23 protein-coding genes are annotated in these 22,349 nt (G+C 62.9%); 5 read left to right on the forward strand and 18 right to left on the reverse strand.

Going from position 1 to position 22,349, the window contains the following annotated elements; all coding sequences use genetic code 11:
- Positions 1–68 precede the first annotated feature (68 nt).
- From OC445_RS15680 to cbiE, 17 genes are all read right to left on the reverse strand, one after another.
- Entirely contained in the window at positions 69–374 is a 306-nt protein-coding gene (locus tag OC445_RS15680; RefSeq protein ID WP_054896379.1) for an urease subunit beta, read from the reverse strand.
- Entirely contained in the window at positions 371–904 is a 534-nt protein-coding gene (locus tag OC445_RS15685; RefSeq protein ID WP_054896380.1) for a GNAT family N-acetyltransferase, read from the reverse strand. The genes OC445_RS15680 and OC445_RS15685 overlap by 4 nt, the downstream gene beginning before the upstream one ends.
- A 5-nt stretch (positions 905–909) precedes the next feature.
- Positions 910–1,422, reverse strand: coding sequence for a GNAT family N-acetyltransferase (locus OC445_RS15690; RefSeq protein ID WP_054896381.1), 513 nt, complete (start codon positions 1,420–1,422; stop codon positions 910–912).
- A gap of 9 nt (positions 1,423–1,431) precedes the next feature.
- The gene (gene ureA, locus OC445_RS15695; protein ID WP_003171437.1) at positions 1,432–1,734 is read right to left on the reverse strand and encodes an urease subunit gamma; all 303 of its coding nucleotides are present in this window, start codon (positions 1,732–1,734) and stop codon (positions 1,432–1,434) included.
- Between the two features lie 158 nt (positions 1,735–1,892).
- The gene (locus OC445_RS15700) at positions 1,893–2,732 is read right to left on the reverse strand and encodes an urease accessory protein UreD (protein WP_054896382.1); all 840 of its coding nucleotides are present in this window, start codon (positions 2,730–2,732) and stop codon (positions 1,893–1,895) included.
- A gap of 30 nt (positions 2,733–2,762) precedes the next feature.
- Positions 2,763–3,461, reverse strand: coding sequence for an urea ABC transporter ATP-binding subunit UrtE (gene urtE / locus OC445_RS15705; protein WP_198791515.1), 699 nt, complete (start codon positions 3,459–3,461; stop codon positions 2,763–2,765).
- 147 nt (positions 3,462–3,608) lie between these two features.
- Complete coding sequence (urtD, locus tag OC445_RS15710) at positions 3,609–4,442, reverse strand: urea ABC transporter ATP-binding protein UrtD (protein ID WP_161975077.1); 834 nt, start codon at positions 4,440–4,442, stop codon at positions 3,609–3,611.
- On the reverse strand, positions 4,439–5,506 hold the full coding sequence (gene urtC / locus OC445_RS15715) for an urea ABC transporter permease subunit UrtC (RefSeq protein WP_034126400.1): 1,068 nt from the start codon (positions 5,504–5,506) through the stop codon (positions 4,439–4,441). The genes urtD and urtC overlap by 4 nt, the downstream gene beginning before the upstream one ends.
- Positions 5,506–7,008: an urea ABC transporter permease subunit UrtB gene (gene urtB / locus OC445_RS15720; protein WP_262020211.1), complete on the reverse strand. Its 1,503-nt coding sequence runs from the start codon at positions 7,006–7,008 to the stop codon at positions 5,506–5,508. Before urtB ends, urtC begins: the two co-directional genes overlap by 1 nt.
- A gap of 164 nt (positions 7,009–7,172) precedes the next feature.
- Positions 7,173–8,438, reverse strand: coding sequence for an urea ABC transporter substrate-binding protein (gene urtA / locus OC445_RS15725; RefSeq protein WP_003188149.1), 1,266 nt, complete (start codon positions 8,436–8,438; stop codon positions 7,173–7,175).
- 193 nt (positions 8,439–8,631) lie between these two features.
- On the reverse strand, positions 8,632–9,993 hold the full coding sequence (locus OC445_RS15730; RefSeq protein WP_205548046.1) for a PepSY-associated TM helix domain-containing protein: 1,362 nt from the start codon (positions 9,991–9,993) through the stop codon (positions 8,632–8,634).
- A gap of 118 nt (positions 9,994–10,111) precedes the next feature.
- The gene (locus tag OC445_RS15735) at positions 10,112–12,172 is read right to left on the reverse strand and encodes a TonB-dependent copper receptor (protein ID WP_054896386.1); all 2,061 of its coding nucleotides are present in this window, start codon (positions 12,170–12,172) and stop codon (positions 10,112–10,114) included.
- Positions 12,173–12,265: 93 nt separating this feature from the next.
- Complete coding sequence (locus OC445_RS15740; RefSeq protein ID WP_127880437.1) at positions 12,266–12,664, reverse strand: DUF2946 domain-containing protein; 399 nt, start codon at positions 12,662–12,664, stop codon at positions 12,266–12,268.
- 10 nt (positions 12,665–12,674) lie between these two features.
- Complete coding sequence (locus OC445_RS15745; RefSeq protein WP_105225586.1) at positions 12,675–13,157, reverse strand: copper chaperone PCu(A)C; 483 nt, start codon at positions 13,155–13,157, stop codon at positions 12,675–12,677.
- Between the two features lie 47 nt (positions 13,158–13,204).
- Positions 13,205–13,597 (reverse strand): DUF2946 domain-containing protein, encoded by a 393-nt coding sequence (locus OC445_RS15750; protein ID WP_034126406.1) that lies wholly within the window; start codon positions 13,595–13,597, stop codon positions 13,205–13,207.
- A gap of 424 nt (positions 13,598–14,021) precedes the next feature.
- Positions 14,022–14,741 carry a cobalt-precorrin-6A reductase gene (locus OC445_RS15755; protein ID WP_198791520.1) on the reverse strand — a complete coding sequence of 240 codons (720 nt, stop codon included), beginning with the start codon at positions 14,739–14,741 and terminating at the stop codon, positions 14,022–14,024.
- The gene (cbiE, locus tag OC445_RS15760; RefSeq protein WP_181124980.1) at positions 14,738–15,943 is read right to left on the reverse strand and encodes a precorrin-6y C5,15-methyltransferase (decarboxylating) subunit CbiE; all 1,206 of its coding nucleotides are present in this window, start codon (positions 15,941–15,943) and stop codon (positions 14,738–14,740) included. Before cbiE ends, OC445_RS15755 begins: the two co-directional genes overlap by 4 nt.
- A 38-nt stretch (positions 15,944–15,981) precedes the next feature.
- Between cbiE and cobG the strand changes: the two genes are divergently transcribed.
- The 5 genes from cobG to OC445_RS15785 all read left to right on the forward strand — a co-directional run bounded on the left by cobG (position 15,982) and on the right by OC445_RS15785 (position 21,332).
- Positions 15,982–17,328: a precorrin-3B synthase gene (gene cobG, locus OC445_RS15765; RefSeq protein ID WP_181124981.1), complete on the forward strand. Its 1,347-nt coding sequence runs from the start codon at positions 15,982–15,984 to the stop codon at positions 17,326–17,328.
- The gene (locus OC445_RS15770; RefSeq protein ID WP_181124982.1) at positions 17,321–17,947 is read left to right on the forward strand and encodes a precorrin-8X methylmutase; all 627 of its coding nucleotides are present in this window, start codon (positions 17,321–17,323) and stop codon (positions 17,945–17,947) included. The genes cobG and OC445_RS15770 overlap by 8 nt, the downstream gene beginning before the upstream one ends.
- Entirely contained in the window at positions 17,947–18,678 is a 732-nt protein-coding gene (locus tag OC445_RS15775) for a precorrin-2 C(20)-methyltransferase (protein WP_003188163.1), read from the forward strand. Before OC445_RS15770 ends, OC445_RS15775 begins: the two co-directional genes overlap by 1 nt.
- Positions 18,678–20,315, forward strand: coding sequence for a precorrin-3B C(17)-methyltransferase (gene cobJ / locus OC445_RS15780; protein ID WP_220382814.1), 1,638 nt, complete (start codon positions 18,678–18,680; stop codon positions 20,313–20,315). The genes OC445_RS15775 and cobJ overlap by 1 nt, the downstream gene beginning before the upstream one ends.
- Before the next feature lie 237 nt (positions 20,316–20,552).
- Positions 20,553–21,332 (forward strand): hypothetical protein, encoded by a 780-nt coding sequence (locus OC445_RS15785; protein ID WP_054918794.1) that lies wholly within the window; start codon positions 20,553–20,555, stop codon positions 21,330–21,332.
- Here the strand turns inward: OC445_RS15785 and OC445_RS15790 are convergent.
- Entirely contained in the window at positions 21,329–21,925 is a 597-nt protein-coding gene (locus tag OC445_RS15790) for a MarC family protein (protein WP_003171467.1), read from the reverse strand. The genes OC445_RS15785 and OC445_RS15790 overlap by 4 nt on opposite strands.
- Positions 21,926–22,349: the final 424 nt, after the last annotated feature.

Below are 22,349 nucleotides of genomic sequence, written 5' to 3' on the forward strand. Positions count from 1 at the left end.
CCACGCGGAGCGTGGGAACGATCTAATTGCATTCCAACTGTGGGAGCTGGCTCGCCTGCGATGAGGCCCTAAAGGTCGCCCATGACTCGCCCTGCAAACCCAAATACCCGCCTTGCACCACTCAACTCCACCAACTCCACCTCCCGACGTTGCCCCGGCTCAAACCGCACCGCCGTGCCCGCCGGAATATTAAGGCGCATGCCACGGCTGGCCGCGCGGTCGAATTCCAGCGCGTCATTGGTCTCGAAAAAGTGGTAATGCGAGCCCACCTGGATCGGCCGGTCGCCGCTGTTGGCTACGCCGAGGATGAGGGTGCGGCGGCCGACATTCAGTTCGATCTCGCCAGGCTGGATCTGATATTCACCAGGAATCATGCAGGTTGCCCCAGGGTCTTGTAGTAGATGGCGGTCGGGCTGTAACGCCCGTCCGGGCTTTGGCAGTAGTCGGGCAGCTCACCGAGCTTGGTGTAGCGCAGCGACTGATAAAAGGCTTCGGCGCCGGAGCCGGCCTCGGTGTCCAGGTACAGCAGGCCACGCTTGTGCTGGCGCGCGGCGAGTTCCAGGGTATTCATCAATTGCTGGCCCAGGCCATGGCGACGGGCGCTGCTGTGCACCAGCAACTTTTGCACCTCGGCGCGGTTCAGGCCGTTGGCTTTCTGGCACAACGCCAATTGCACGCTGGCGATCACCTGCTCGTCGCGCACCACTACCCACAGCAGCAGGCTGGTGTCCTCGACGCCGGCTTGCACGCCGGTCAGGTAGTCCCGGGCCTGGGCCTCATCGAAGTCGGCCATGAAGCCCACCGAAGCGCCGTGCTGCACCGCGTCCAGCAACAGCTCGATCAAGCCCCGGCGGTAATGGGCAAAGCTTTCAGCATTGACTCGACGCAGTTGTGCAGCGCTCATCGATCTCACTCCTGGGGCGGTTCGGCGCCCGGATTCAACGTCAGTTGCATAAAGGTCAGGTCCAGCCAGCGGCCGAACTTGATGCCCACTTGCGGCATTTGCCCGGTAGTCACGAAACCCAGGCGCTCATGCAGGCGGATCGAGGCCAGGTTGCCGCTTTCGATGGCGGCGACCATGACGTGCTTGCCGCAGCTGCGGGCGCGCTCGATCAGGGCCTGCATCAGGCGCGGGCCGAGGCCTTTGCCGCGCTGGTCATTGCGCACGTATACCGAGTGTTCGACGCTGTAGCGGAAGCCTTCGAAGGGGCGCCAGTCGCCGAATGAGGCGTAGCCGGTGACTTCGTCGTTGTCCACCGTGACCAGGATCGGGTACTGCTGGGCCTGGCGCGCACTGAACCAGGCCTGGCGGTTGGCCAGGTCCACCGGTTGCTCGTTCCAGATCGCCGTGGTGTTCAACACCGCGTCGTTGTAGATGGCGCGGATCGCCGGCAGGTCGTGTTCGGTTGCATCACGAATCATGGCTGCGCCTCAGGCAATGGGCTGGTGGACGGTGACCAGCTTGGTGCCGTCGGGGAACGTGGCTTCCACCTGGATATCCGGGATCATTTCCGGGATACCTTCCATAACCTGTTCGCGGCTGAGCAGGGTGGTGCCGTAGTGCATCAGGTCGGCCACCGTGCGGCCATCGCGGGCGCCTTCCATCAGGGCGGCGGAGATATAGGCGATGGTCTCCGGGTAGTTGAGCTTCACTCCGCGTGCCAGGCGCCGTTCGGCGACCAGGCCTGCGGTGAAGATCAGCAGTTTGTCTTTTTCCCGTGGGGTCAGGTCCATGGTTCAGTCCGTAGTAAGGCAGTTAAAAAGACGAGCGCTTACCCCTGTAGGAGCGAGCTTGCTCGCGAAAAACCCGAGGGCGCCGCGTGCATTCAGGATGCCCGCGTTATCGTTAACGATTTTCGCGAGCAAGCTCGCTCCTACAAAAGGGCGCATCTTCATGTGCTCCAGATTCTTGGTGCGACTGCTTCACGCCCAAACAGCGCCGGGCGTAAAAGCCGCCATAAATCAATCAACCACCCCCGCGCCAGCAGCGCTTCACTGGCCAAACAACGCGCCACCAGTAAGCCAGGCAATTGGGTCAAATCCCCGCGCACCGCATGGGGCAGTGAGCGGCATTGCTCAAGCAGTTCAGGGTCGATCTCGCCTGTCACCAGCAACGTGGCAAACACCGGTTGCCCATCCAGCCCGATAGGCGAATCCAGCAATCCATCGGCGCCCACAATGCGCTGGCGCTCATGCCAGAGCAACTGGCCGTCGCGGCGAATGTCCAGGTGCGATTGAAAGTGGCCAAGGTCGAACCGTTCGCCACTGGCCGGGCGGCCCAGAGCGACCACATCCCAGTAGAACAACCGCGCATCGCCCGACAGCTCCACTCGCGTGGTCAGTTCGGCCTGGGCGGCGCTGAATACGATGGTTTCCTGGGGCAGCCATTCCAGCGTCGCGCCGGCCTCGACGGTCAACTTGACGTGTTGAAACGCCGGGCCGCTGGCGCGGTACCACTTGGCGGCGCCGGGGCTGGTCAGTTGTGCCCAGGCACCCGTGCCCACATGGGCGCTGATGTCCAGGCGATCGCCACCGGCAATCCCGCCGGGCGGATGCACGATGATGTGCTGGCATACCTCGGGGCCTTCGGCGTACAGGTGTTTTTGCACCCGCAGCGGGCCAAGGTGGCGGCGCAGCACCGGGCGCGTGGTGTCATTGACACGCGCGTAGCCGAGTTCCAGCTCGGCGTGCCAGCTGGGCGTGAACAGGGCAGGGGTAACGGGCAGGTTCATGGCGTGTGCTTATCGTTAGGAGGCTACAGATTAGATGGTTACCAGCCCACGCACACCTTCGCGTTCCATATTTTCACCACGGCCCTGCTGCACGATTTCCCCACGGGACATCACCAGGTACTGGTCAGCCAGTTCAGCGGCAAAGTCATAGAACTGCTCCACCAACAGGATCGCCATATCGCCGCGCTCCGCGAGCTTCTTGATCACCGCGCCGATTTCCTTGATCACCGACGGCTGGATGCCTTCGGTGGGCTCATCGAGAATCAACAGGCGCGGGCGGCTCGCCAGGGCACGGCCAATCGCCAACTGCTGCTGCTGCCCGCCGGACAAGTCGCCGCCGCGTCGATGCTTCATTTGCAGCAACACCGGGAACAGTTCGTAGATGAAGGCCGGCACCTCTTTGGCTTCGGAACCGGGGAAACGCGACAGTCCCATCAGCAGGTTTTCTTCTACGGTCAGCCGCTCGAATATCTCCCGGCCCTGGGGCACGTAGGCGATGCCGGCATGTACGCGCTGGTGCGGCTTGAAGCTGGTGATGGCCTTGCCTTCCCAGTTCACTGCGCCCTCCTTGGCCGGCAGCAGGCCCATCAGGCACTTGAGCAGGGTGGTCTTGCCCACGCCGTTACGCCCGAGCAGGCAGGTGACTTCGCCGATCTTCACGTCAAAAGACAGCCCACGCAGGATGTGGCTACCGCCGTAGTACTGGTGCAGCTTGTCGATTTGCAGCATGTTCGATTCTCCTCAATGATCGTTCCCACGCTCTGCGTGGGAATGCTTCCCGTGACGCTCTGCGTCACCGTTGCTCAGCGGGACGCGGAGCGTCCAACTTGGCATTCCCACGCGGAGCGTGGGAACGATCAGCCGTTCGTGTCAGCGTTAGCGGCCGAGGTAAACCTCGATCACCCGCTCGTTTTCCTGCACCTGTTCCAGCGACCCTTCGGCCAGCACGCTGCCCTGGTGCAACACCGTCACGTGGTCGGCAATCGAGCCGACAAACCCCATGTCATGTTCCACCACCATCAACGAGTGCTTGCCGGCCAGGCGCTTGAACAGCTCGGCGGTGAATTCGGTTTCGGCATCGGTCATGCCTGCTACCGGTTCATCCAGCAGCAACAGTTGCGGGTCTTGCATCAGCAACATGCCGATTTCCAGAAACTGCTTCTGGCCGTGGGACAGCAAACCGGCGGGGCGATGCACGGAGGCGGTGAGGCGGATGGTGTCGAGCACTTCCTCGATGCGGTGCTTCTGTTCCCCGTTCAGGCGCGCACGCAGGCTGGCCCACACCGACTTGTCGGTCTTCTGCGCCAGCTCGAGGTTTTCGAACACGCTGAGGGCTTCGAACACCGTGGGCTTCTGGAACTTGCGCCCGATGCCGGCCTGGGCGATCTGCACTTCGCTCATGCGGGTCAGGTCCAGGGTTTCGCCAAACCAGGCCTTGCCGTGGCTGGGCCGGGTCTTGCCGGTGATCACGTCCATCAGCGTGGTCTTGCCCGCGCCGTTGGGGCCGATGATGCAGCGCAATTCGCCCACGCCGATGTACAGGTTCAGGTCGTTGAGGGCCTTGAACCCATCGAAGCTGACGCTGATATCTTCCAGGGTCAGAATGGTGCCGTGCCGGGTGTTGAGCCCTTTGCCCGCGACCTGGCCGATGCCAATCGCATCGCGGCCGCTGCCTGCGTCGAAAATAGGTTCAAGCATGACGTTCCTCATTTCTTCAGCAGGCCGATAACGCCCTTGGGCAGGTACAGGGTGACGATGATGAACAGCGCGCCCAGGAAGAACAGCCAGTACTCGGGGAAGGCCACGGTAAACCAGCTCTTCATGCCATTGACCACACCAGCGCCGAGCAACGGCCCGATCAACGTGCCACGCCCGCCCAGCGCTACCCACACAGCGGCTTCGATGGAGTTGGTCGGTGACATTTCGCTGGGGTTGATGATGCCCACCTGCGGCACATACAGCGCACCGGCAAGGCCGCACAACACTGCGCTCAACACCCACACGAACAGCTTGAAACCGCGTGGGTCGTAGCCGCAGAACATCAGGCGGTTCTCGGCATCGCGCAGGGCGGTGAGCACGCGGCCGAACTTGCTTTTCGCCAGGCGCCAGCCGATGTAGAGGCTGGCCACCAGCAACAGCACCGTGGCGAAAAACAACACCGCCCGGGTGCCAGGTTCAGTGATGCCAAAACCTAAGATGCTGCGGAAGTTGGTAAAGCCGTTGTTGCCGCCGAACCCGGTCTCGTTGCGAAAGAACAACAGCATCCCCGCGAACGTCAGGGCCTGGGTCATGATCGAGAAATACACGCCCTTGATCCGCGAGCGGAAGGCGAAGAAACCGAACACCAAGGCCAGCACACCGGGGGCCAGTACCACCAGGCACAACGCCCACAGGAAGTGGTCGGTGCCGGCCCAGTACCAGGGCAATTCGGTCCAGGACAAAAAGGTCATGAACGCCGGCAACTCGCTGCCTGCCGCCTGGCGCATCAAGTACATGCCCATGGCGTAGCCGCCCAGGGCGAAGAACAAACCGTGGCCCAGGGACAACATCCCGGCGTAACCCCACACCAGGTCCAGCGCCAGGGCGACGATGGCGTAACAGAGAATTTTGCCCACCAGGGTCAAGGTGTAGGCCGACACATGCAGCGGGTTGTCGGCAGACAAGAGTGAACACAGGGGCAAGGCCAGCAGCAGGAGCAGGATGACTGCACCGACTGCAATCGTGACTTTGGGGCCGGCCTTTTGCGTGGCCGTAAGCATCAATGGCTGGTTCATCAGTCGATCACCCGTCCTTTCAGTGCGAAGAGTCCTTGCGGGCGTTTCTGGATAAACAGAATGATCAGCGCGAGGATCAGGATCTTGCCGAGCACGGCGCCGATCTGGGGTTCGAGGATTTTGTTGGCTATTCCTAAGCCAAAGGCGGCCATGACACTGCCGGCCAACTGGCCGACGCCGCCGAGCACCACCACCAGGAACGAGTCGATGATGTAGCTCTGGCCCAGGTCCGGGCCGACGTTGCCGATCTGGCTCAGCGCCACGCCGCCCAAACCTGCGATACCGGAGCCGAGGCCAAAGGCGAGCATGTCCACGCGCCCGGTGGGCACGCCGCAGCAGGCGGCCATGTTGCGGTTCTGGGTGACGGCGCGCACGTTCAGACCCAGGCGCGTCTTGTTCAGCAGCAGCCAAGTGAGCACCACCACGAACAGCGCAAAGGCGATGATCACGATGCGGTTGTACGGCAGCACCAGATTGGGCAGTACCTGGATGCCGCCAGACAGCCAGGCCGGGTTCGACACTTCGACGTTCTGCGCACCGAACACCAGGCGCACCAGCTGGATCAGCATCAGGCTGATGCCCCAGGTGGCGAGTAGGGTTTCCAGGGGGCGGCCATACAAGTGACGAATGACTGTGCGTTCCAGCGCCATGCCGATGGCCGCGGTGACAAAAAACGCCACCGGCAATGCGATCAACGGGTAGAACTCGATGGCCTGGGGCACATAGCGCTGCATCATCAATTGCACCACATAGGTGGAGTAGGCGCCGAGCATCAGCATCTCGCCGTGGGCCATGTTGATCACGCCGAGCAGGCCGAAGGTGATCGCCAGGCCCAGGGCCGCCAGCAGCAGGATCGAGCCCAGGGACATGCCGCTGAACGCCTGGCCGAGGATCTCACCCATCATCAGTTTGCGTTTGACCTGGGCCAGGCTGGTCTCAGCGGCGGTGTGTACGGCGGCGTCGGCTTCCACGCCTGGCGCCAGCAGCGCCTCTAGGCGCGTGCGGGCCAGCGGGTCGCCGGTGCTGCCGAGCAAGCGCACGGCCGCCAGGCGCACCACCGGGTCGGGGTCGACCAGTTGCAGGTTGGCCAGGGCCAGGCTGAGGGCGCTGTGCACCTGCTCATCCGTCTCGGCGGCGACCTGCTGGTCGAGGAATTTAAGTTGTGCAGGCACCGCGCTTTTTTGCAGGGTGCGCGCTGCGTCCAGGCGCACCTTGGGGTCGGCGACGAGCAGTTGCTGGCTGGCTTGCACGTTATTGATCAAACCGCGCAGGCGGTTGTTCAGGCGCACGGTCTTGGTTTCACCGTTGAGCGTGAGTTGGCCTTGCTCAAGGGCATCCACCAACTCGATACGCGTTGGGTCGGGGTGGGCGGCCCAGTCCTGCAGGAGTTTGGCTTGCTGCACCGGGTTGGCGGCAAGGAAGTCTTCGGCGTCGCTGGCGTGTGCGCCAAAGGGCAGCACCAGCAGCACGGCGAGGATGAGGCGGTGGAGGGCAGTGGGCATAGCAAAATGTCCTGATCATGCGGGGACAGTGTGGGAGCAGGCTGTGTGGGAGCTGGCTTGCCTGCGATGGCATCGCTGCGGTGTGTCAGGCACACCGAGTTGTTTGCATCGCAGGCAAGCCAGCTCCCACAGTGACCATGTCCCACATTCGAGCTGTGGGGGCGTTAGTTGCTCTTCACGGCATAGTCCGGCTTTTTGTCATTGCCCGGGATGTAGGGGCTCCACGGCTGCGCACGAATCGGCGCTTCGGTCTGCCACACCACCGAGAACTGCCCGTCGGCCTGGATCTCACCGATCATCACCGGCTTGTGCAGGTGGTGGTTGGTCTTGTCCATGGTCAGGGTGAAGCCCGACGGCGCGGCGAAGGTCTGGCCGCCCAGGGCTTCACGCACTTTGTCGACGTCGGTGGACTTGGCTTTTTCCGCCGCCTGCGCCCACATATGGATGCCCACATAGGTGGCTTCCATCGGATCGTTGGTCACGGCTTTGTCGGCGCCCGGCAGGTTGTGTTTCTTGGCGTAGGCTTTCCAATCGGCGACGAACTTCTGGTTCACCGGGTTTTCCACCGACTGGAAGTAGTTCCAGGCCGCGAGGTTGCCCACCAGCGGCTTGGTGTCGATGCCGCGCAGTTCTTCTTCACCCACCGAGAACGCCACCACGGGTACCTCGGTGGCTTTCAAGCCCTGGTTGGCCAGTTCTTTGTAGAAGGGCACGTTGGAGTCGCCGTTCACGGTGGAGACCACCGCGGTCTTGCCACCGGCGGAGAACTTCTTGATGTTGGCGACGATGGTCTGGTAATCGGCGTGGCCGAACGGGGTGTAGACCTCCTCGATGTCTTTATCCGCCACGCCTTTGGAATGCAGGAACGAGCGCAGGATCTTGTTGGTGGTGCGCGGGTACACGTAGTCGGTGCCGAGCAGGAAGAAACGCTTGGCGCTGCCGCCTTCTTCGCTCATCAGGTATTCCACCGCCGGGATCGCCTGCTGGTTCGGGGCCGCACCGGTATAGAACACGTTGGGCGACATCTCTTCGCCTTCGTACTGCACCGGGTAGAACAGCAAGCCGTTGAGTTCTTCGAACACCGGCAGTACGGATTTACGCGACACCGAGGTCCAGCAGCCGAACACCACGGCCACCTTGTCCTGGGTCAACAGTTGCCGACCTTTCTCGGCGAACAGCGGCCAGTTGGACGCCGGGTCCACCACCACCGGTTCGAGCATCTTGCCGTTCACCCCGCCCTTGGCGTTGATCTCGTCGATGGTCATCAGCGCCATGTCTTTGAGCGAGGTTTCGGAGATCGCCATGGTCCCGGACAGCGAGTGCAGGATGCCGACCTTGATGGTCTCGGCGGCCTGGACGGTCCAGGTCAAACCCATGGCGGCAATGGATGCCGACAAAGTGAAAGCCTTGATCAAGCTGCGACGCTTCATGGTGCGATCTCCGTGTACCGATAATTGTTGTGGGGCAGATACACAGGGCTTTGCAAAGGCTGTGCCTGCTACGCCAGACACGGGTTACCGGCGGGTTCGGGAGGTAAAGCCGCTCCGTGGCGCACCACGTTGGCGCCACGGAGACCGTTGAGTGCACGGCAGGCTTCAAAAGAGGGCGTTGCGCGACAATGCTTCAGGCGGTTGCGCTGATGCGTGACAGCAACAAGCGATCCAGCGCCCACACCAGGACCAACGAAGCCCCTACCAACGGAAAAATGATCGCCAGCCCGAGCATGATCGCCATCGCGGTTTTCCACTTGGGCAGGTCATGGCGCAGCGGCGGTACACCTAGCCCGCCTTGTGGCCGGCGCTTCCACCAGATCACCACGCCGCTGACCGCGCTGAGCAGAATCATCAGGCAGATCACCAGCACGATCAGTTGGTTGACCCAGCCGAACATCTTGCCCTCGTGCAGCATCACGCCGGTTTCGGTGGCGCGTGCGACCAGGTTGTAATGATCCCAACGTACATCGGCCAGGACCTTGCCGGTGTACTGGTCCACGTGCAGGGTGGCGTCGTTGCGCGGGTCGTCGGCGAACACCGCGACGGTGAATACACCAGTGGCGGTGGTGGGGAAGGTAATGCTGTAGCCGGGCTCGACCTTGCGTGCGTTGGCCAGGTCGACCACCTGTTGCAGACGCACCGTGGGTGCGGCCGGGCCTGCGTGCATTGCGCCGTGATTCATATGCTCGGCGTGGTCGCCGGACATTGGCATCGGCGTGTTTTCCAGGGCCCAGGGCACGGTCTGCTGGGTGGCGGTGTTGAGCACACGGGCCTGCTGGTCGGACTGCGGCACGCTGTTCCACATCGCGGCTGGGAAGGTGTTCCACAGGTCGGCGTATTGCTTGCCCCAGAACCCGGTCCAGGTCATGCCGCTGAGCAGCATCACCAGCAGGAACGCCGCGCCCCAGAAGCCGGCGACAGCGTGCAGGTCACGCCAGAACACCCGACCACGGGTATTGAAGCGAGGCCACAGAATGCCTGCAGATGACTTGCCCCGCGGCCACCACAGGTACAGGCCGGACACCACCAGCATCACGCCCCAGCCGGCGGCGAGTTCGATCAGGCGATCGCCGACGGTGCCGATCATCAGTTCGCCGTGCAGGGCGCGGACGATGGCTTGCAGGTTGTTGTTTGCGTCCTGCTCACCGAGGACGGTGCCGCGATAGGGGTCGATGAACACCGTCACCTCGTGGGCATCGTTGCGCATCACGAACTGCGCGCTGCGAGTGGCGTCGGCAGGGGGCAGGTATTTGCTGATCGCGGCGTGGGGGTAGGCGGCCTGGACGCGCTGCAGTTGCTCGTCGGCGCTCAGCGCGTGTTCGGCGGCGGGCACGGTGAGCAGGTGGCCGTACATCAGCGGGTCGAGCTGGGGTTTGAACAGGTAGATGATGCCGGTGAGGGCCAGCAGCACCATGAAGGGGGCGACGAAGAGGCCGGCGTAAAAGTGCCAGCGCCAGGCCAGGTTGTAGAAGGGAATTTTTTGTGTGGTCATCGGGTGCTCCGCATAAGGCTTTTGATTTTTCTTGGTCTGTTACACCGTCATCGCAGGCAAGCCAGCTCCCACATTGGAATGTATTCCACCTGTGGGCGCAGGCTTGCCTGCGATGCTTTTAGAAGCTCATGTCCACCTTGGTCCAGAGCGTACGGCCCGGCTCCTTGATGGCCTGCGGGTCGTTGGCTGGGTAACCGAAGCCTGCGTTACCGGCCAGATTCAGATGCTCGGCATAAGCCTTGCCGAACAGGTTGTCGACCCCGGTGCTGACCTTGAAGTGCTTGTTGACGCGGTATGCCGCGTTCAGCGAGAACACGCCGAAGCCGCCACTCTTGTCGTAGTCCTTGCCGACCACGTTGCCTTTGTTTGGATCGATACGGTGTTGCGCCGCGACCACCCTCCACAACGCACCAGCGCTCCAATCGTCTTCGCTGTAGGTCAGGCCCAGGCGCGTGTCCAGCGGTGGCATTTGCGGCAGCGCCTTGCCGTCGCTGCTGTTCTTGCCCCAGGCATAGGCGAGGCTGGCGTCGGCTTTCCAGTGTTGGCTCAGCTTGTACGCTGCGCCCACTTCGCCGCCCATGATACGTGCGTCCACATTGCGCGCCTGGGAGGTGGTGCCCATCATGCCGGGCCTGTAGTCGAACAGGATGAAGTCGCGCACCTGGCCGACATAGCCCGACACCCAGGCTTCCAGGTCGGCGCTCTTGTACTGGGCACCGAAGTCGAGCTGGGTGGTTTTCTCGGGCTTCACGCCGTCGAAGGCATTCACCGAACCGGCCGCGCCGGTGTTGGGGGAAAACAGCTCCCAGTAATCCGGGAAACGTTCCGCGTGGCCCAGGCCGGCATACAGCGTGGTGGGGCTGTCCGCTAGGTCGTGCTCATAACGCACAAAGCCCGAGGGCAATGTATCGGCGCGGGTGTCGCCGGCGGTCGGGTTCGGGCGCGACATCATTCCCGAGCCGGTGCGTTGACGGAAGTCCTTGGCCGAGGCGCGGTCCAGGCGTGCGCCGGTGATCAGGCGATCGTTGTCGGCGGCGTACCAGGTCAGTTCGCCGAACACACCGTAGTTGTGGAAATTGGCGTCCTTGTTGCGCGGCAGATCCTTATACGTGTCGATGCCCATGCTGCTGCGCGCACGGTGTTCATTGGTCTGTGCATCCAGGCCGCTGATCAATTGCACATCCGCCCAGCGCCAGGTCGCCTTGATGCGTGCGCCAAGGGTGCGGCGGTCGACGTTGGACGCCATGGGGCCCGCCATCATGCCGGTGCCCGAAGGGACACGCAGGCTGTAGTTGTCCATCACATGGTCGGCGTAGTTGTAGTAGACCTGGGCCTCGACCTTATCCAGCACCTCGCCGATATTGGATTTCTCGAAACGCAGCCCCAGGCTTTCGCGCAGGAACTGCGAGCCGTCCATGCCGCGGCCGGCGTAGCGCGCTTCACCATCGCCACGCCCGGCGGTGAGTTCCAGCAGGGTGTCGGCGTCGGGCGTGAAGCCCACAGCCACGTCACCGTTCCACTTGTCATAACGCGAGGCGACGGTGTCGTTGTTGCCGTCCTTGTAATCGTCGGCGTGGGCCTGGTTGCCGATCACGCGCACATAGCCCAATGGGCCGCCTGCAGCGGCATCGATGACCTTGTCAAAACGCCCGTTGGAACCGGCCAATACGCTGGCGTTGACCCGCGTGCCCAGCTCGCCGAACTGCTCGGGTTCACGGTCGAACAGGATGGTGCCCGCTGATGCGCCCGGGCCCCAGAGCACGGTTTGCGGGCCTTTGATCACGGTGAGCTTGTCGTAGGTTTCCGGCGAAATATACGAAGTTGGCGCATCCATGCGGCCCGGGCAGGCGCCGAGCATCATGCCGCCGTTGGTGAGGATATTCAGACGCGAGCCGAACATGCCGCGCAGCACCGGGTCGCCGTTGGTGCCGCCGTTGCGCACCAGGGCGAAGCCGGGGATGGTCTTGAGGTAGTCGCCGCCATCGCTGGCGGGCACCGGTTGGCGAGGGTCTTTGGGGTTGGTGACCACGGTCAGCGGTGAGCTGGGGGCGATCGCGGTGATGACGGTGGGACTCAGCTCATGCTCGTCGGCGTGAGCGTGGGCAGCCAATAGTGCGCCGCATAAGGCGGTGAGCAGGGCAGTACTTCCCAAACGGGTGTCAGCAGAAAACCTGGACATGACAAATTCCATCAATCAATCGTAAACAACACGGCCAGCAGCCTGCGGCTGTCTGTCTAAAGTCGGCCGGGGTGAAGTAGCGCGGTGAAGGGCTTACGAAACGATGGGCGGCGCGCGGCTGCGGGCTCCGGGGAAGATGCTCTGCCGGGCATGGCCCAGGCGCGTGGCGGGGGTGAGGGCGTTGGCGGGCGGCGGGGTGCCGAGGGTTGCGTAGGAGACGCTGCCGGGCAGGGCCGGGCAACTGAACAGCAGGCTGCAATAGCCGCATTTTTCCCAGAGAACATGATGCTCGTCGGGGGCTTTGCTGTGCTGCGCAGGTTCACCATGGCAGTTGGGCATGTCCATGGTCATGGACATGCTGGCGTGATGATCCATCGGCATCGCTTGGGAAATCAGCGGACCGATAAAAATCATCAGCATGGCGAACAGGCTGATCCAACTGCCGCGCATCAGACGGCGGTGGGGAGACAACCTGGCGCGAGGGGCGCCCATCGAGGTTGGCTTACTGGGCGTGCATGTGCTCGTGGCCGGCCATCGGTGGCATTCTCTGTACCGACACTTGCACCTCGACCTTGCCGGCTTTTTCGAAGGTCAGGGTCAGAGGGAATTGCTTGCCATCGGCCAACAGGCTGCGGTCTTTGAGGCCAAGCAGCATGACGTGATAGGCCATCGGCGCGAAGGTCAGTTCACCCTTGGCCGGTACGGCGACGCTGGGCACTTGTTGCATCTTCATCAAATCGCCTTGCATCACGTGCTCATGCAGCTCGGCTTTTTCGGCAACGCTGGTTTCAACGCTGAGCAGGCGATCCGGGGCCGCCCCGGTGTTATGAATTACAAAGTAGGCGGCGACGGTAGGCGCATTCGGTGGCAACTCCTGAGACCAGGGGTCGCTCACCAGCAAATCGCCGGCCTTGTAGTCTTCGGCATTGGCAGCACTGAACACCGGCAGCAGCAACGCAGCCAGAAGCAGGGAAGATTTAAGCATGGCAGTTCTCCAGAACGGTTCTAAACGCAGTTCACTTGCGAAGAAGATCAGACCGTTGGAGAAGCGCGGGGGTTAAGGCTCGGCCATTGCTGGCGCGGGGTTGGATTGCGCAATAAGCGCGGCGGCAAGTTCTGCACCGCCTCGAAGCGCGTCACATACAACTGCGGCACATGCCCCGGCAACGCCACCAACGGCGCAGAACCCGAGCAACACCAGCAATGCTGCATGGCGGAGTGATCGTCCGGCGGTGCGGGAATTTCCAGCTTGCCCAGGGCAATCGCCTTGAGGCTCGCGCCATTGGACGAACAGAACCCGCCCCACATCAGACGCTTGACCGGGTCATCGGTCTGCTGCATTGCACTGGCCAACGGCATGGCAAACGCATTGAACAGCACTGCAAGGCAGGCGATCCAGGCAATTGCAAAGCGTTGACGGGCCATGGCGGATAATCCGTAGGGTTAAACGATCAGGCGGGTATTTAGCCTGATCGGGGGGGATAAGTAAAAAGGGCGGGTGTGGTTTGGTGTCGCAGTGTTGGGTTTGAGGATAGACGAGAACGGCCGCTTGCCAATTTTGCAGAAAGGACGCGGCGCACCAGGCGGGCTGATCGTTCCCACGCTCTGCGTGGGAATGCCGCGTTGGACGCTCTGCGTCCGCTTTTAAAGCCGTGACGCGGAGCGTCACAGGATGCATTCCCACGCGGAGCGTGGGAACGATCAAGTCAGGTATAGGGCTTTTTCCAGCCAATGGTTGCGCAGTTGATTGAGCTAGCGCCTTGGCTGGCTGATCTACTACCGTCATTTGATAACGCAATTCCAAAGTGTGGGAGCGAGCAAGCACGCTCCCACATTGGATAGGTGGTGTTTAGAAAAGAATGATTGCTTGTAGCAACGCCGGCACTGCTGTGAACTCTCGATCTACGGCAGCCAACACCGGCCGCTTCAACACCAACACCGGCACCCCACGCTCACGCGCCACTTCCAGCTTCGGCTCGGTGGCGGTGCTGCCGCTGTTCTTGCTGATCAGCACATCAATCCGCCGTTCTTCGAATAACGTCCGTTCATCCTCGATCAAAAACGGCCCGCGTGCGCCGATCACCTCACAGCGCTCGTTGCCGGGATACACATCCAGCGCGCGCAAGGTCCAGAACTGCTCGGCGGGGATTTCGTCGAGGTGCTGCAAGGGTTCGCGACCCAAGGTGAACAGCGGGCGTTTGAAGGGTTTGAGCGCTTCGACCAGTTCGGCCCAGTCGGCGACCTCTCGCCAATCATCCCCCGGCTGCGGCTGCCAGGCTGGGCGTCGCAATGCCCAGCAAGGCACATCGCTCAATTGCGCCGCTTGGGCCGCGTTTTGGCTGATCTGCGCTGCATACGGATGGGTGGCGTCAATGATCAGGCTGATACGTTCGTCACGAATAAACTGCGCTAACCCTTCAGCGCCTCCGTAACCCCCGACACGAACCTTGCAGTTCAGGTCGGTTGGTACGCGGCCCACGCCGGCCAGGCTGTAGATATGCTGCGGCCCCAGGGTACGGGCGATGGCCAGCGCTTCCGTGACCCCGCCCAGTAATAGCATCCTTTTCATAGCGGCTTGATCACTTCCAGCAACGTGATCGGCAGCGCCTGGCGCCAGGTATCGAACTCGCCCAGGGGCTGCGCCTGGGCCACGTGGATGCGGGTCAGTTCACCGCCATGCTCGGCGCGCCAGTTCATCAAGGTCATTTCGCTTTGCAGGGTCACGGCATTGGCAACCAGGCGGCCACCGGGGCGCAGGTGTTGCCAGCAGGTGTCGAGCACGCCGTCGCGGGTGACGCCGCCGCCGATAAAGATGGCGTCCGGCGTTTCCAGGCCGCTTAACGCCTCCGGCGCCTTGCCGCGAATCAGTTGCAGGCCGGGCACGCCGAGGGCGTCGCGGTTGTGTTCGATCAGGCTTTGTCGGCCTGCGTCGGCTTCGATCGCGAAGGCGCGACAGCTGGGATGGGTGCGCATCCATTCAATACCGATGGAGCCACTGCCCGCGCCTACGTCCCATAACAGTTCGCCCGGCATGGGCGCGAGGCGGGCGAGGGTCATGGCGCGCACATCGCGTTTGGTCAGTTGGCCATCGTGTTTGAAGGCCGAGTCCGGCAAGCCGGCAAGACGCGACAGACGCGGTGCGTTCGCATCCGCCAGGCAGTCGATGGCGATCAGGTTCAAATCGGCAACCGCCGTGTGCTCCCACGCTTGCGCGTGCCCGTCGATACGCCGTTCAGCCGGGCCGCCCAAATGTTCAAACACACTGATGCGGCTGGAGCCAAAACCACGTTCGACCAACAACGCGGCAATCAAGGCGGGGCTGCTGGCATCATTGCTCAACACCAACAAGCGCACGCCACTGGCCAGATGCGCATTAAGTGCCGCCACCGGACGAGCCACCACGGATAACGTCACCACCTCCTGCAACGGCCAGCCCAGGCGCGCCGCCGCCAGGGATACCGACGATGGCGCGGGCAAAATCAACAACTCTTCAGCTGGCACTTGCCGCGCCAGGCTGGCGCCGACGCCATAGAGCATCGGATCGCCACTGGCCAGAACGCACACGGGCTCCCCGCGCCGCGACAACACTGGCTTCAGGGAAAACGGGGTCGGCCACACCTGGCGTTCGCCACGAATACACACCGGCAACAGGTCCAACTGGCGTTGGCCGCCTATAATCCGCGTGGCGCGCAACAGGGCATGCCGGGCATTTCTGCCCAGGCCTTTGAAGCCGTCTTCACCGATGCCTACAACCGTCAGCCAGGGCGACATATCAATTCCTTGAACGACATCCGACGGGCAGGCTTTTCATGCCGCCGGACAAAGCAGGCATAATACCGCGCCTTTACCCGTCAACCGGTAGCCCCGTGAACCCAACGCCCGCTGTGAATACCTTGCGCCCCTCGGCTTGTCCGGGGTTGCTGCGTATTGTCCAGGCGTTGGACGGTGGCATTTGCCGAGTCAAATTGGCGGGCGGCGCGATCACTGCCGCCCAGGCCCACGCCGTGGCGGACGCGGCCCAGGCGTATGCGGGCGGGGTGATTGAGGCGACCAACCGCGCCAACCTGCAGATCCGCGGCATCGGCGCTGAGCAGGAGGCGTTGATCGCCCGACTACTGGCGGCGGGCCTGGGCCCCAGCAACGCGGGCGGTGACGACGTGCGCAACCTGATGCTCAGCCCCAGCGCCGGCATTGACCCGCAGATGCTGTTCGACACCCGCCCGCTGGCCGCGCAGATCCTCGCCACCCTGGAGAACCATCCGCGTTTCCATGAACTGTCGGCCAAGTTCGCGGTGCAACTCGATGGCGGCGAAGACCTGGCGATGCTCGAGCATCACCACGACCTGTGGTTGTCGGCCTTCGTACGCCATGGCGAAACCCTGCTCGCGTTCGGCCTGGCCGGCTGTCCGGGCCTGGATGCGCCCCTGGCCGCCGTGCCTTTGAACCAGGGGCATGGGTTGGTCGTGGCCGTGCTGGAAGCGTTTCTGGACCTCGCCACCCCAGAACAAACGCGCATGCGCCATTTGTCTGTGGATAACGTGCTGAACCATTTGCGCTTGCCGTTGCTGCCAGCCGACGGCTTCATACGCCCGCCCAGCGACGCGTCGCTCCAGGTGGGCACTTATCCACAAGTGCAAAAGAATCAGTTCTACGTCGCCGCCCTCGCGCCATTGGGCCGCCTGAACCCGGCGATGCTCAAGGGCGCCGCACAACTGGCCAGTGACTATGGGGACGGCACCTTGCGCTTTACCCCCTGGCAAGGCGTGCTGGTGCCCAACGTCGAAAAGCCTCACGCCTTGACCGAGCGCCTGGCGCAACTGGGCTTTATCTGCTCGCTCGGCCACCCGCTGGCGCGCATGATTGCCTGCACCGGTTCCAGCGGCTGCGCAAAAGGCTTGGCCGACACCAAGGCCGACGCCGTGCAACTGGCCGCTCTGCAACCGGGCGTTGAGGTGCATCTGTCCGGCTGCCTGCGCTCCTGCGCTGCCGCGCACACCGCGCCAGTCACCTTGCTGGCGGTGAGCCCCGGCCACTACGACCTCTATTTTTGCGATGCAACCCAGCCTGGTTTTGGCCGGCTTCACGCGCGCACTCTTTCCATTGAAGCGGCGGGCGCCCTGTTGCGCGCTCGTCCACGGAGCAACACCGATGATTGATTACATCCGCGACGGTCAGGAGATCTATCGCAACTCCTTCGCCATTATTCGCGCGGAAGCCAAGTTGGACCGCATCCCGGCTGATTTGGAAAAACTCGCGGTGCGGGTGATCCATGCGTGCGGCATGGTCGAGTCCATCGACGGTCTGCAGTTTTCCGAAGGTGCGGGCAAGGCCGGGCGCGATGCGCTGGCCGCTGGTGCGCCGATTCTGTGCGATGCGCGGATGGTCTCCGAAGGCGTGACCCGCGCACGCCTGCCAGCCAATAACCCAGTGATCTGCACCCTGCGCGACGACAGCGTGCCGGAGCTGGCGCGGGAACTGGGCAACACCCGTTCGGCCGCCGCCCTTGAACTGTGGCGCCCGCACCTGGAAGGCAGTGTGGTGGTGATTGGCAACGCGCCGACCGCGTTGTTCTATCTGTTGGAAATGCTCGACGCCGGCGCGCCGAAACCGGCGTTGATCCTGGGTTTCCCGGTGGGCTTTGTCGGCGCCGCCGAATCCAAGGCCATGCTCGCCGCTGATAGTCGTGGGGTGCCGTTCGTGATCATGCAAGGTCGCCTGGGCGGCAGCGCCATGGCTGCTGCCGCCGTCAATGCCCTGGCCACGGAGGTCGAATAATGCAGGTGCGCGGACGTTTGATCGGCCTGGGCGTCGGCCCCGGTGATCCGGAACTGATTACCCTCAAAGCCCTGCGCCTGCTGCGTGAATCGCCGGTGGTGGCGTACTTCGTGGCCAAAGGCAAGAAGGGCAACGCCTTCGGCATCATCGAGGACCACCTGGTGCCGCAACAGACCCTGATGCCGCTGGTGTACCCGGTGACCACCGAAGTGCTGCCGGCGCCGCTGTCCTACGAGCAGGTGATCAGCGACTTCTACGACAATGCCAGCCTCGACGTGGCCGCGCACCTGGACGCGGGCCGCGACGTGGCGGTGATCTGCGAAGGTGACCCGTTTTTCTACGGCTCCTACATGTACCTGCATGACCGCCTGGCCGAGCGCTACGAGGCCCAGGTGATTCCAGGTGTGTGCTCGATGCTCGGTGGTGCCTCGGTACTCGGCGCGCCGTTGGTGTATCGCAACCAGAGCTTGTCGGTGCTCTCGGGCGTATTGCCCCATGAGGACCTCAAGCGCCGCCTGGCGGATGCCGATGCCGCAGTGATCATGAAGCTGGGGCGCAACTTCCCGAAAGTGCGCCAGGTGTTGGAAGAGTTGGGTCTGGCCGAGCGGGCGTTGTACGTGGAACGCGCGACCATGGCCAACCAGAAGATCGTGCCGCTGGATCAGGTGGAGCCGATGTCGTCGCCGTATTTCTCGCTGATCATCGTGCCCGGTGAAAGGTGGCAAGGTTGATGACCCCGGCGATTGTGATTCTGGGCCAAGGCAGCCTGGCGACTGCGCGCAGGCTCCAGCAGGTTTACCCCGGCGCGTTGATCCACGGTTTGGCCACACGGGTTGAGGGGGCAGACCGTACCTACAGCGAATTCGGCGCGACCTTGCGTCAGCTCTATCAGCAGGGCACGCCACTGATTGCCCTGTGCGCCGCGGGCATTGTGATTCGCACCCTGGCACCGTTGCTGCTGGAAAAGGGCGAAGAACCCGCCGTGCTGGCCGTGGCTGAAGACGGCAGCGCTGTGGTGCCGTTGCTCGGTGGTCTGGGGGGCGTAAACCTCATGGCGCGTGATATTGCGGCAGCGCTCGGCGTGTCCGCCGCCATCACCACCAGCGGCGAGTTGCGTTTTGGCACCTGCCTGCTCAACCCGCCGGCGGGCTATCAACTGGCCGACATCGAGCTGGGCAAACGCTTTGTCTGCGACCTTCTGGCCGGCGAAAGCGTGCGCATTGAAGGCGCGGCGCCATGGCTGGAGGACGCTAACCTGCCTCAGGATCAACAGGCGCGCCTGGCGATTCATGTGGGCAGTGCCGAGCGCACACCGGCAGCCAACGAGTTGCTGATTTACCCGCAGAATGTCTACGCCACCTGCCGGCCGGGTGCGCAGTTGGCCGAGCGTGTGCGCTCGGCGTTGCAGGAGGCTGGCGTGGCCGTGCAATCCCTGGCCTGCTTGCTGGCCAGCGACCTGCAGATGGCTGACGCGTCCTTGCATGAAGCCGCGTCGGCCTTGGGTGTACCGCTGCGTTTTGCCGTACTGGAACCCGTTGCGGACATCAGTATCACCGTGGCCGAGCAGCCCTTGGATCTGTCACAGGTTGGGCGCCCCCGCGGGCGTCTGGCGGTGATTGGCCTGGGCCCCGGCGCTGCTGAATTGATGGTGCCGGCGGTGAAGGCGGAACTGGCGCGTTGCACCGATGTGCTGGGGTATGAAACCTACGTGCGCATGGCCGGGCCGTTCCGGGACGACCAAGTGCAACACTGCACTGACAACCGCGAAGAAATGCAGCGCGCCCGCCACGCCTTCGAGCTAGCCGCGCAAGGCCGCTCGGTGGTGGTGGTGTCCTCTGGTGACCCAGGTGTATTCGCCATGGCCGCAGCGGTGATCGAGGCGCTGCACGAGTCCAGCGAGCCGGCCTGGCATCAGGTCGACCTGGAAATCCTGCCGGGGGTTTCCGCTTCGCTGGCCACCGCTGCCCAGGCGGGCGCGCCGCTGGGGCATGATTTCTGTGTGATGTCGCTGTCGGATAATCTCAAGCCCTGGGCGATCATCGAAAAACGCCTGGACCTGGCTTCCCAGGCCGACCTGGCCTTGGCGTTCTACAACCCGATCTCCAGGTCGCGGCCTTGGCAACTGGGACGCGCCCTGGAGATCGTCGCGCTGCATCGCACGCCGCAGACGCCGGTGGTGCTGGGCCGTGACATCGGTCGTCCAGGCCAGACGCTGCGCGTCACTACCTTGGGGCAACTGACGCCCGAGCAGGTGGACATGCGCACCATGGTGCTGATCGGTTCATCCACCACCTGTGTGTTCCCGCGCGCGGGTGGCGGCGAGTGGGTGTACACACCACGTTGGTATGGCGACAAACCCAACTCCTGAAAACAGCCCGGTTGGCTGCCGGAAAGCTCCGAATAACCCAGGGATTCCCCTGGCGTTGTTCGGGGCTTTTTCTTTTTTATGCGATGAAAACCGCACGCCTGCCCGCCGCGCCTTGTCATTGCTGGACGCTGGTTTTGGGCGGGGCAGTCCAAGGGATGTTTATCGCATGGAAACCCCGCTGCTCCCTGGACTAGGGTGGAAGCAAGCCCCATGTGGGGTGCTTGTGGAGAACAGAAAATGGAGCGACGTCACAGAAGGATCAACAGTAAAAAAAGGCGCAAGTTGATTGCCGCCTACAAATTGCCGGGCGCACCTGCCAGGCAGGCCGCTTGCGCGCTGGATAGCGACGATGATTGCAATGCGGCCGTGGTCAACAACGGGGTGATTTCATTTGCCGAAGGCTTGTCGGCGTTGAACCGCGAATACGTACGCAAAAGCTATCTGCTGGCCAGCAGTTATGTGAGCGATGTGCTGAACGTCCAGCGGGGCAGCGAGGCGTGGTACGAGGAATTTATCAAGGTGATGGTCAGCCTGGGGTGGCTGCCGCTGCGCAGTCGCTTTGAACGGGTCTCGCGTGCGGGCAAGGGCCTGACGGTGCAACTGGCGGCGCTGAATATCATCGCCTCGATGCTGACGTCGACGGCGCTGTTCGGGCCACTGCTTAGCGCCTTGCCCAAGCTGGCCGCCGATGCGCTGGATGCATTGAAGCGTCAGCCAGCGTCTTTCGAGCTGTTCAAGCGCAATTGCGCGGTGCATGAGGGCGGCGATTTCGGCCTGGCCTCCTGCGCTGAAACAGACGGCGAGTTGATCATGGTGCTGGTGACCTACAGCACCCATGGTGTGGATAAACAGGTGGGCCTGCCCTTCCTGGAGTGGGATAGCTCCTCGTTCGAGGCCTTCAGCGGGCAGACTTGCCTGGTGCTCAATACCTCTATGGTCAACGAGAAAACCATCCAACTGATGCGCGAAAGCGCCGGTGACAAAGTGGAAATGGCTATCGCCAAATACCGGATCTAGGGCACCAGGTAGCCGCGTACCCCGGTAAAAATGATTTGCGCGGCCAGGGCGCAGACGAACAGGCCCATCAACCGGCTGACAATCTGCAAGCCCTGGTCGCCGAGAATGCGTTCGATACGGTTGGACAGGTACAGCACCACGCCCACCGTCAGGCTGGCCAGGGCAATACTCAGGATGGCGGTAAGCTTGTCGTCCCAGTGTGGTTGGCTGACGCCCATCACCAGCAAGGCGCCGATGGTGCCGGGGCCGACGGTGAGGGGGATGGTCAGCGGCACGATGGTCACGTCCTGCTGCACGTTGTCGGTCTGCACCGCCGACTTGCCCTGGGCCATGCCCAGGGCGGAGATAAACAACACGCTGCCGGCGCCGATACGGAACGCGTCGACGGTAATGCCGAACACACTGAAAATCACCCGGCCAAACAGGTAGAGCAGCACGCTCGATACCAGGGTGGCCAGTGCAACTTTCCACGCCAGGCGCCGACGCTCCTTGCTGGAGTAGCCACGGGTCAGGCTGATAAAGCAGGACAGCACAAAGAACGGGCTGTAGAGCACCAGCATCTTCAGGTAAACGCTGAATAACACATGGAGCATGGGGGCGGCTCGCGGGCGGGGAAAGTGTGGAGGAGTCTATCCGACACAGATCAAATGTGGGAGCTGGCTTGCCTGCGATAGCGGTGGGTGTGATCGTTCCCACGCTCTGCGTGGGAATACATCCAGTGACGCCCTGCGTCGCGTTCAAGCAGGACGCGGAGCGTCCCGGGCGGCATTCCCACGCGGAGCGTGGGAACGATCATCACGGGCTGTAGAGCACCAGTATCTTCAGGTAAACGCTGAATAACACATGGAGCATGGGGGCGGCTCGCGGGCGGGGAAAGTGTGGAGGAGTCTATCCGACACGGATCAAATGTGAGAGCTGGCTTGCCTGCGATAGTGGTGGGTGTGATCGTTCCCACGCTCTGCGTGGGAATGCATCCAGTGACGCTCTGCGTCGCGTTCAAGCAGGACGCGGAGCGTC

The sequence above is a fragment of the Pseudomonas sp. Pse35 genome (genome assembly GCF_024519715.1).
GTDB lineage: Bacteria > Pseudomonadota > Gammaproteobacteria > Pseudomonadales > Pseudomonadaceae > Aquipseudomonas > Aquipseudomonas paracarnis.

Coding starts and splice junctions, on each gene's coding strand:
- OC445_RS15745 (WP_105225586.1), bottom strand. CDS start 13,157: ATGCTTAAATCTTCCCTGCTTCTGGCTGCGTTGCTGCTGCCGGTGTTC.
- ureA (WP_003171437.1), bottom strand. CDS start 1,734: ATGGACCTGACCCCACGGGAAAAAGACAAACTGCTGATCTTCACCGCA.
- OC445_RS15740 (WP_127880437.1), bottom strand. CDS start 12,664: ATGGGCGCCCCTCGCGCCAGGTTGTCTCCCCACCGCCGTCTGATGCGC.
- OC445_RS15770 (WP_181124982.1), top strand. CDS start 17,321: ATGATTGATTACATCCGCGACGGTCAGGAGATCTATCGCAACTCCTTC.
- cobG (WP_181124981.1), top strand. CDS start 15,982: ATGCCGCCGGACAAAGCAGGCATAATACCGCGCCTTTACCCGTCAACC.
- cobJ (WP_220382814.1), top strand. CDS start 18,678: ATGACCCCGGCGATTGTGATTCTGGGCCAAGGCAGCCTGGCGACTGCG.
- urtD (WP_161975077.1), bottom strand. CDS start 4,442: ATGAGGAACGTCATGCTTGAACCTATTTTCGACGCAGGCAGCGGCCGC.
- urtC (WP_034126400.1), bottom strand. CDS start 5,506: ATGAACCAGCCATTGATGCTTACGGCCACGCAAAAGGCCGGCCCCAAA.
- OC445_RS15680 (WP_054896379.1), bottom strand. CDS start 374: ATGATTCCTGGTGAATATCAGATCCAGCCTGGCGAGATCGAACTGAAT.
- urtE (WP_198791515.1), bottom strand. CDS start 3,461: ATGCTGCAAATCGACAAGCTGCACCAGTACTACGGCGGTAGCCACATC.
- urtA (WP_003188149.1), bottom strand. CDS start 8,438: ATGAAGCGTCGCAGCTTGATCAAGGCTTTCACTTTGTCGGCATCCATT.
- OC445_RS15750 (WP_034126406.1), bottom strand. CDS start 13,597: ATGGCCCGTCAACGCTTTGCAATTGCCTGGATCGCCTGCCTTGCAGTG.
- urtB (WP_262020211.1), bottom strand. CDS start 7,008: ATGCCCACTGCCCTCCACCGCCTCATCCTCGCCGTGCTGCTGGTGCTG.
- OC445_RS15735 (WP_054896386.1), bottom strand. CDS start 12,172: ATGTCCAGGTTTTCTGCTGACACCCGTTTGGGAAGTACTGCCCTGCTC.
- OC445_RS15700 (WP_054896382.1), bottom strand. CDS start 2,732: ATGAACCTGCCCGTTACCCCTGCCCTGTTCACGCCCAGCTGGCACGCC.
- OC445_RS15730 (WP_205548046.1), bottom strand. CDS start 9,993: ATGACCACACAAAAAATTCCCTTCTACAACCTGGCCTGGCGCTGGCAC.
- OC445_RS15690 (WP_054896381.1), bottom strand. CDS start 1,422: ATGATTCGTGATGCAACCGAACACGACCTGCCGGCGATCCGCGCCATC.
- OC445_RS15685 (WP_054896380.1), bottom strand. CDS start 904: ATGAGCGCTGCACAACTGCGTCGAGTCAATGCTGAAAGCTTTGCCCAT.
- OC445_RS15785 (WP_054918794.1), top strand. CDS start 20,553: ATGGAGCGACGTCACAGAAGGATCAACAGTAAAAAAAGGCGCAAGTTG.
- OC445_RS15755 (WP_198791520.1), bottom strand. CDS start 14,741: ATGAAAAGGATGCTATTACTGGGCGGGGTCACGGAAGCGCTGGCCATC.
- OC445_RS15775 (WP_003188163.1), top strand. CDS start 17,947: ATGCAGGTGCGCGGACGTTTGATCGGCCTGGGCGTCGGCCCCGGTGAT.
- cbiE (WP_181124980.1), bottom strand. CDS start 15,943: ATGTCGCCCTGGCTGACGGTTGTAGGCATCGGTGAAGACGGCTTCAAA.
- OC445_RS15790 (WP_003171467.1), bottom strand. CDS start 21,925: ATGCTCCATGTGTTATTCAGCGTTTACCTGAAGATGCTGGTGCTCTAC.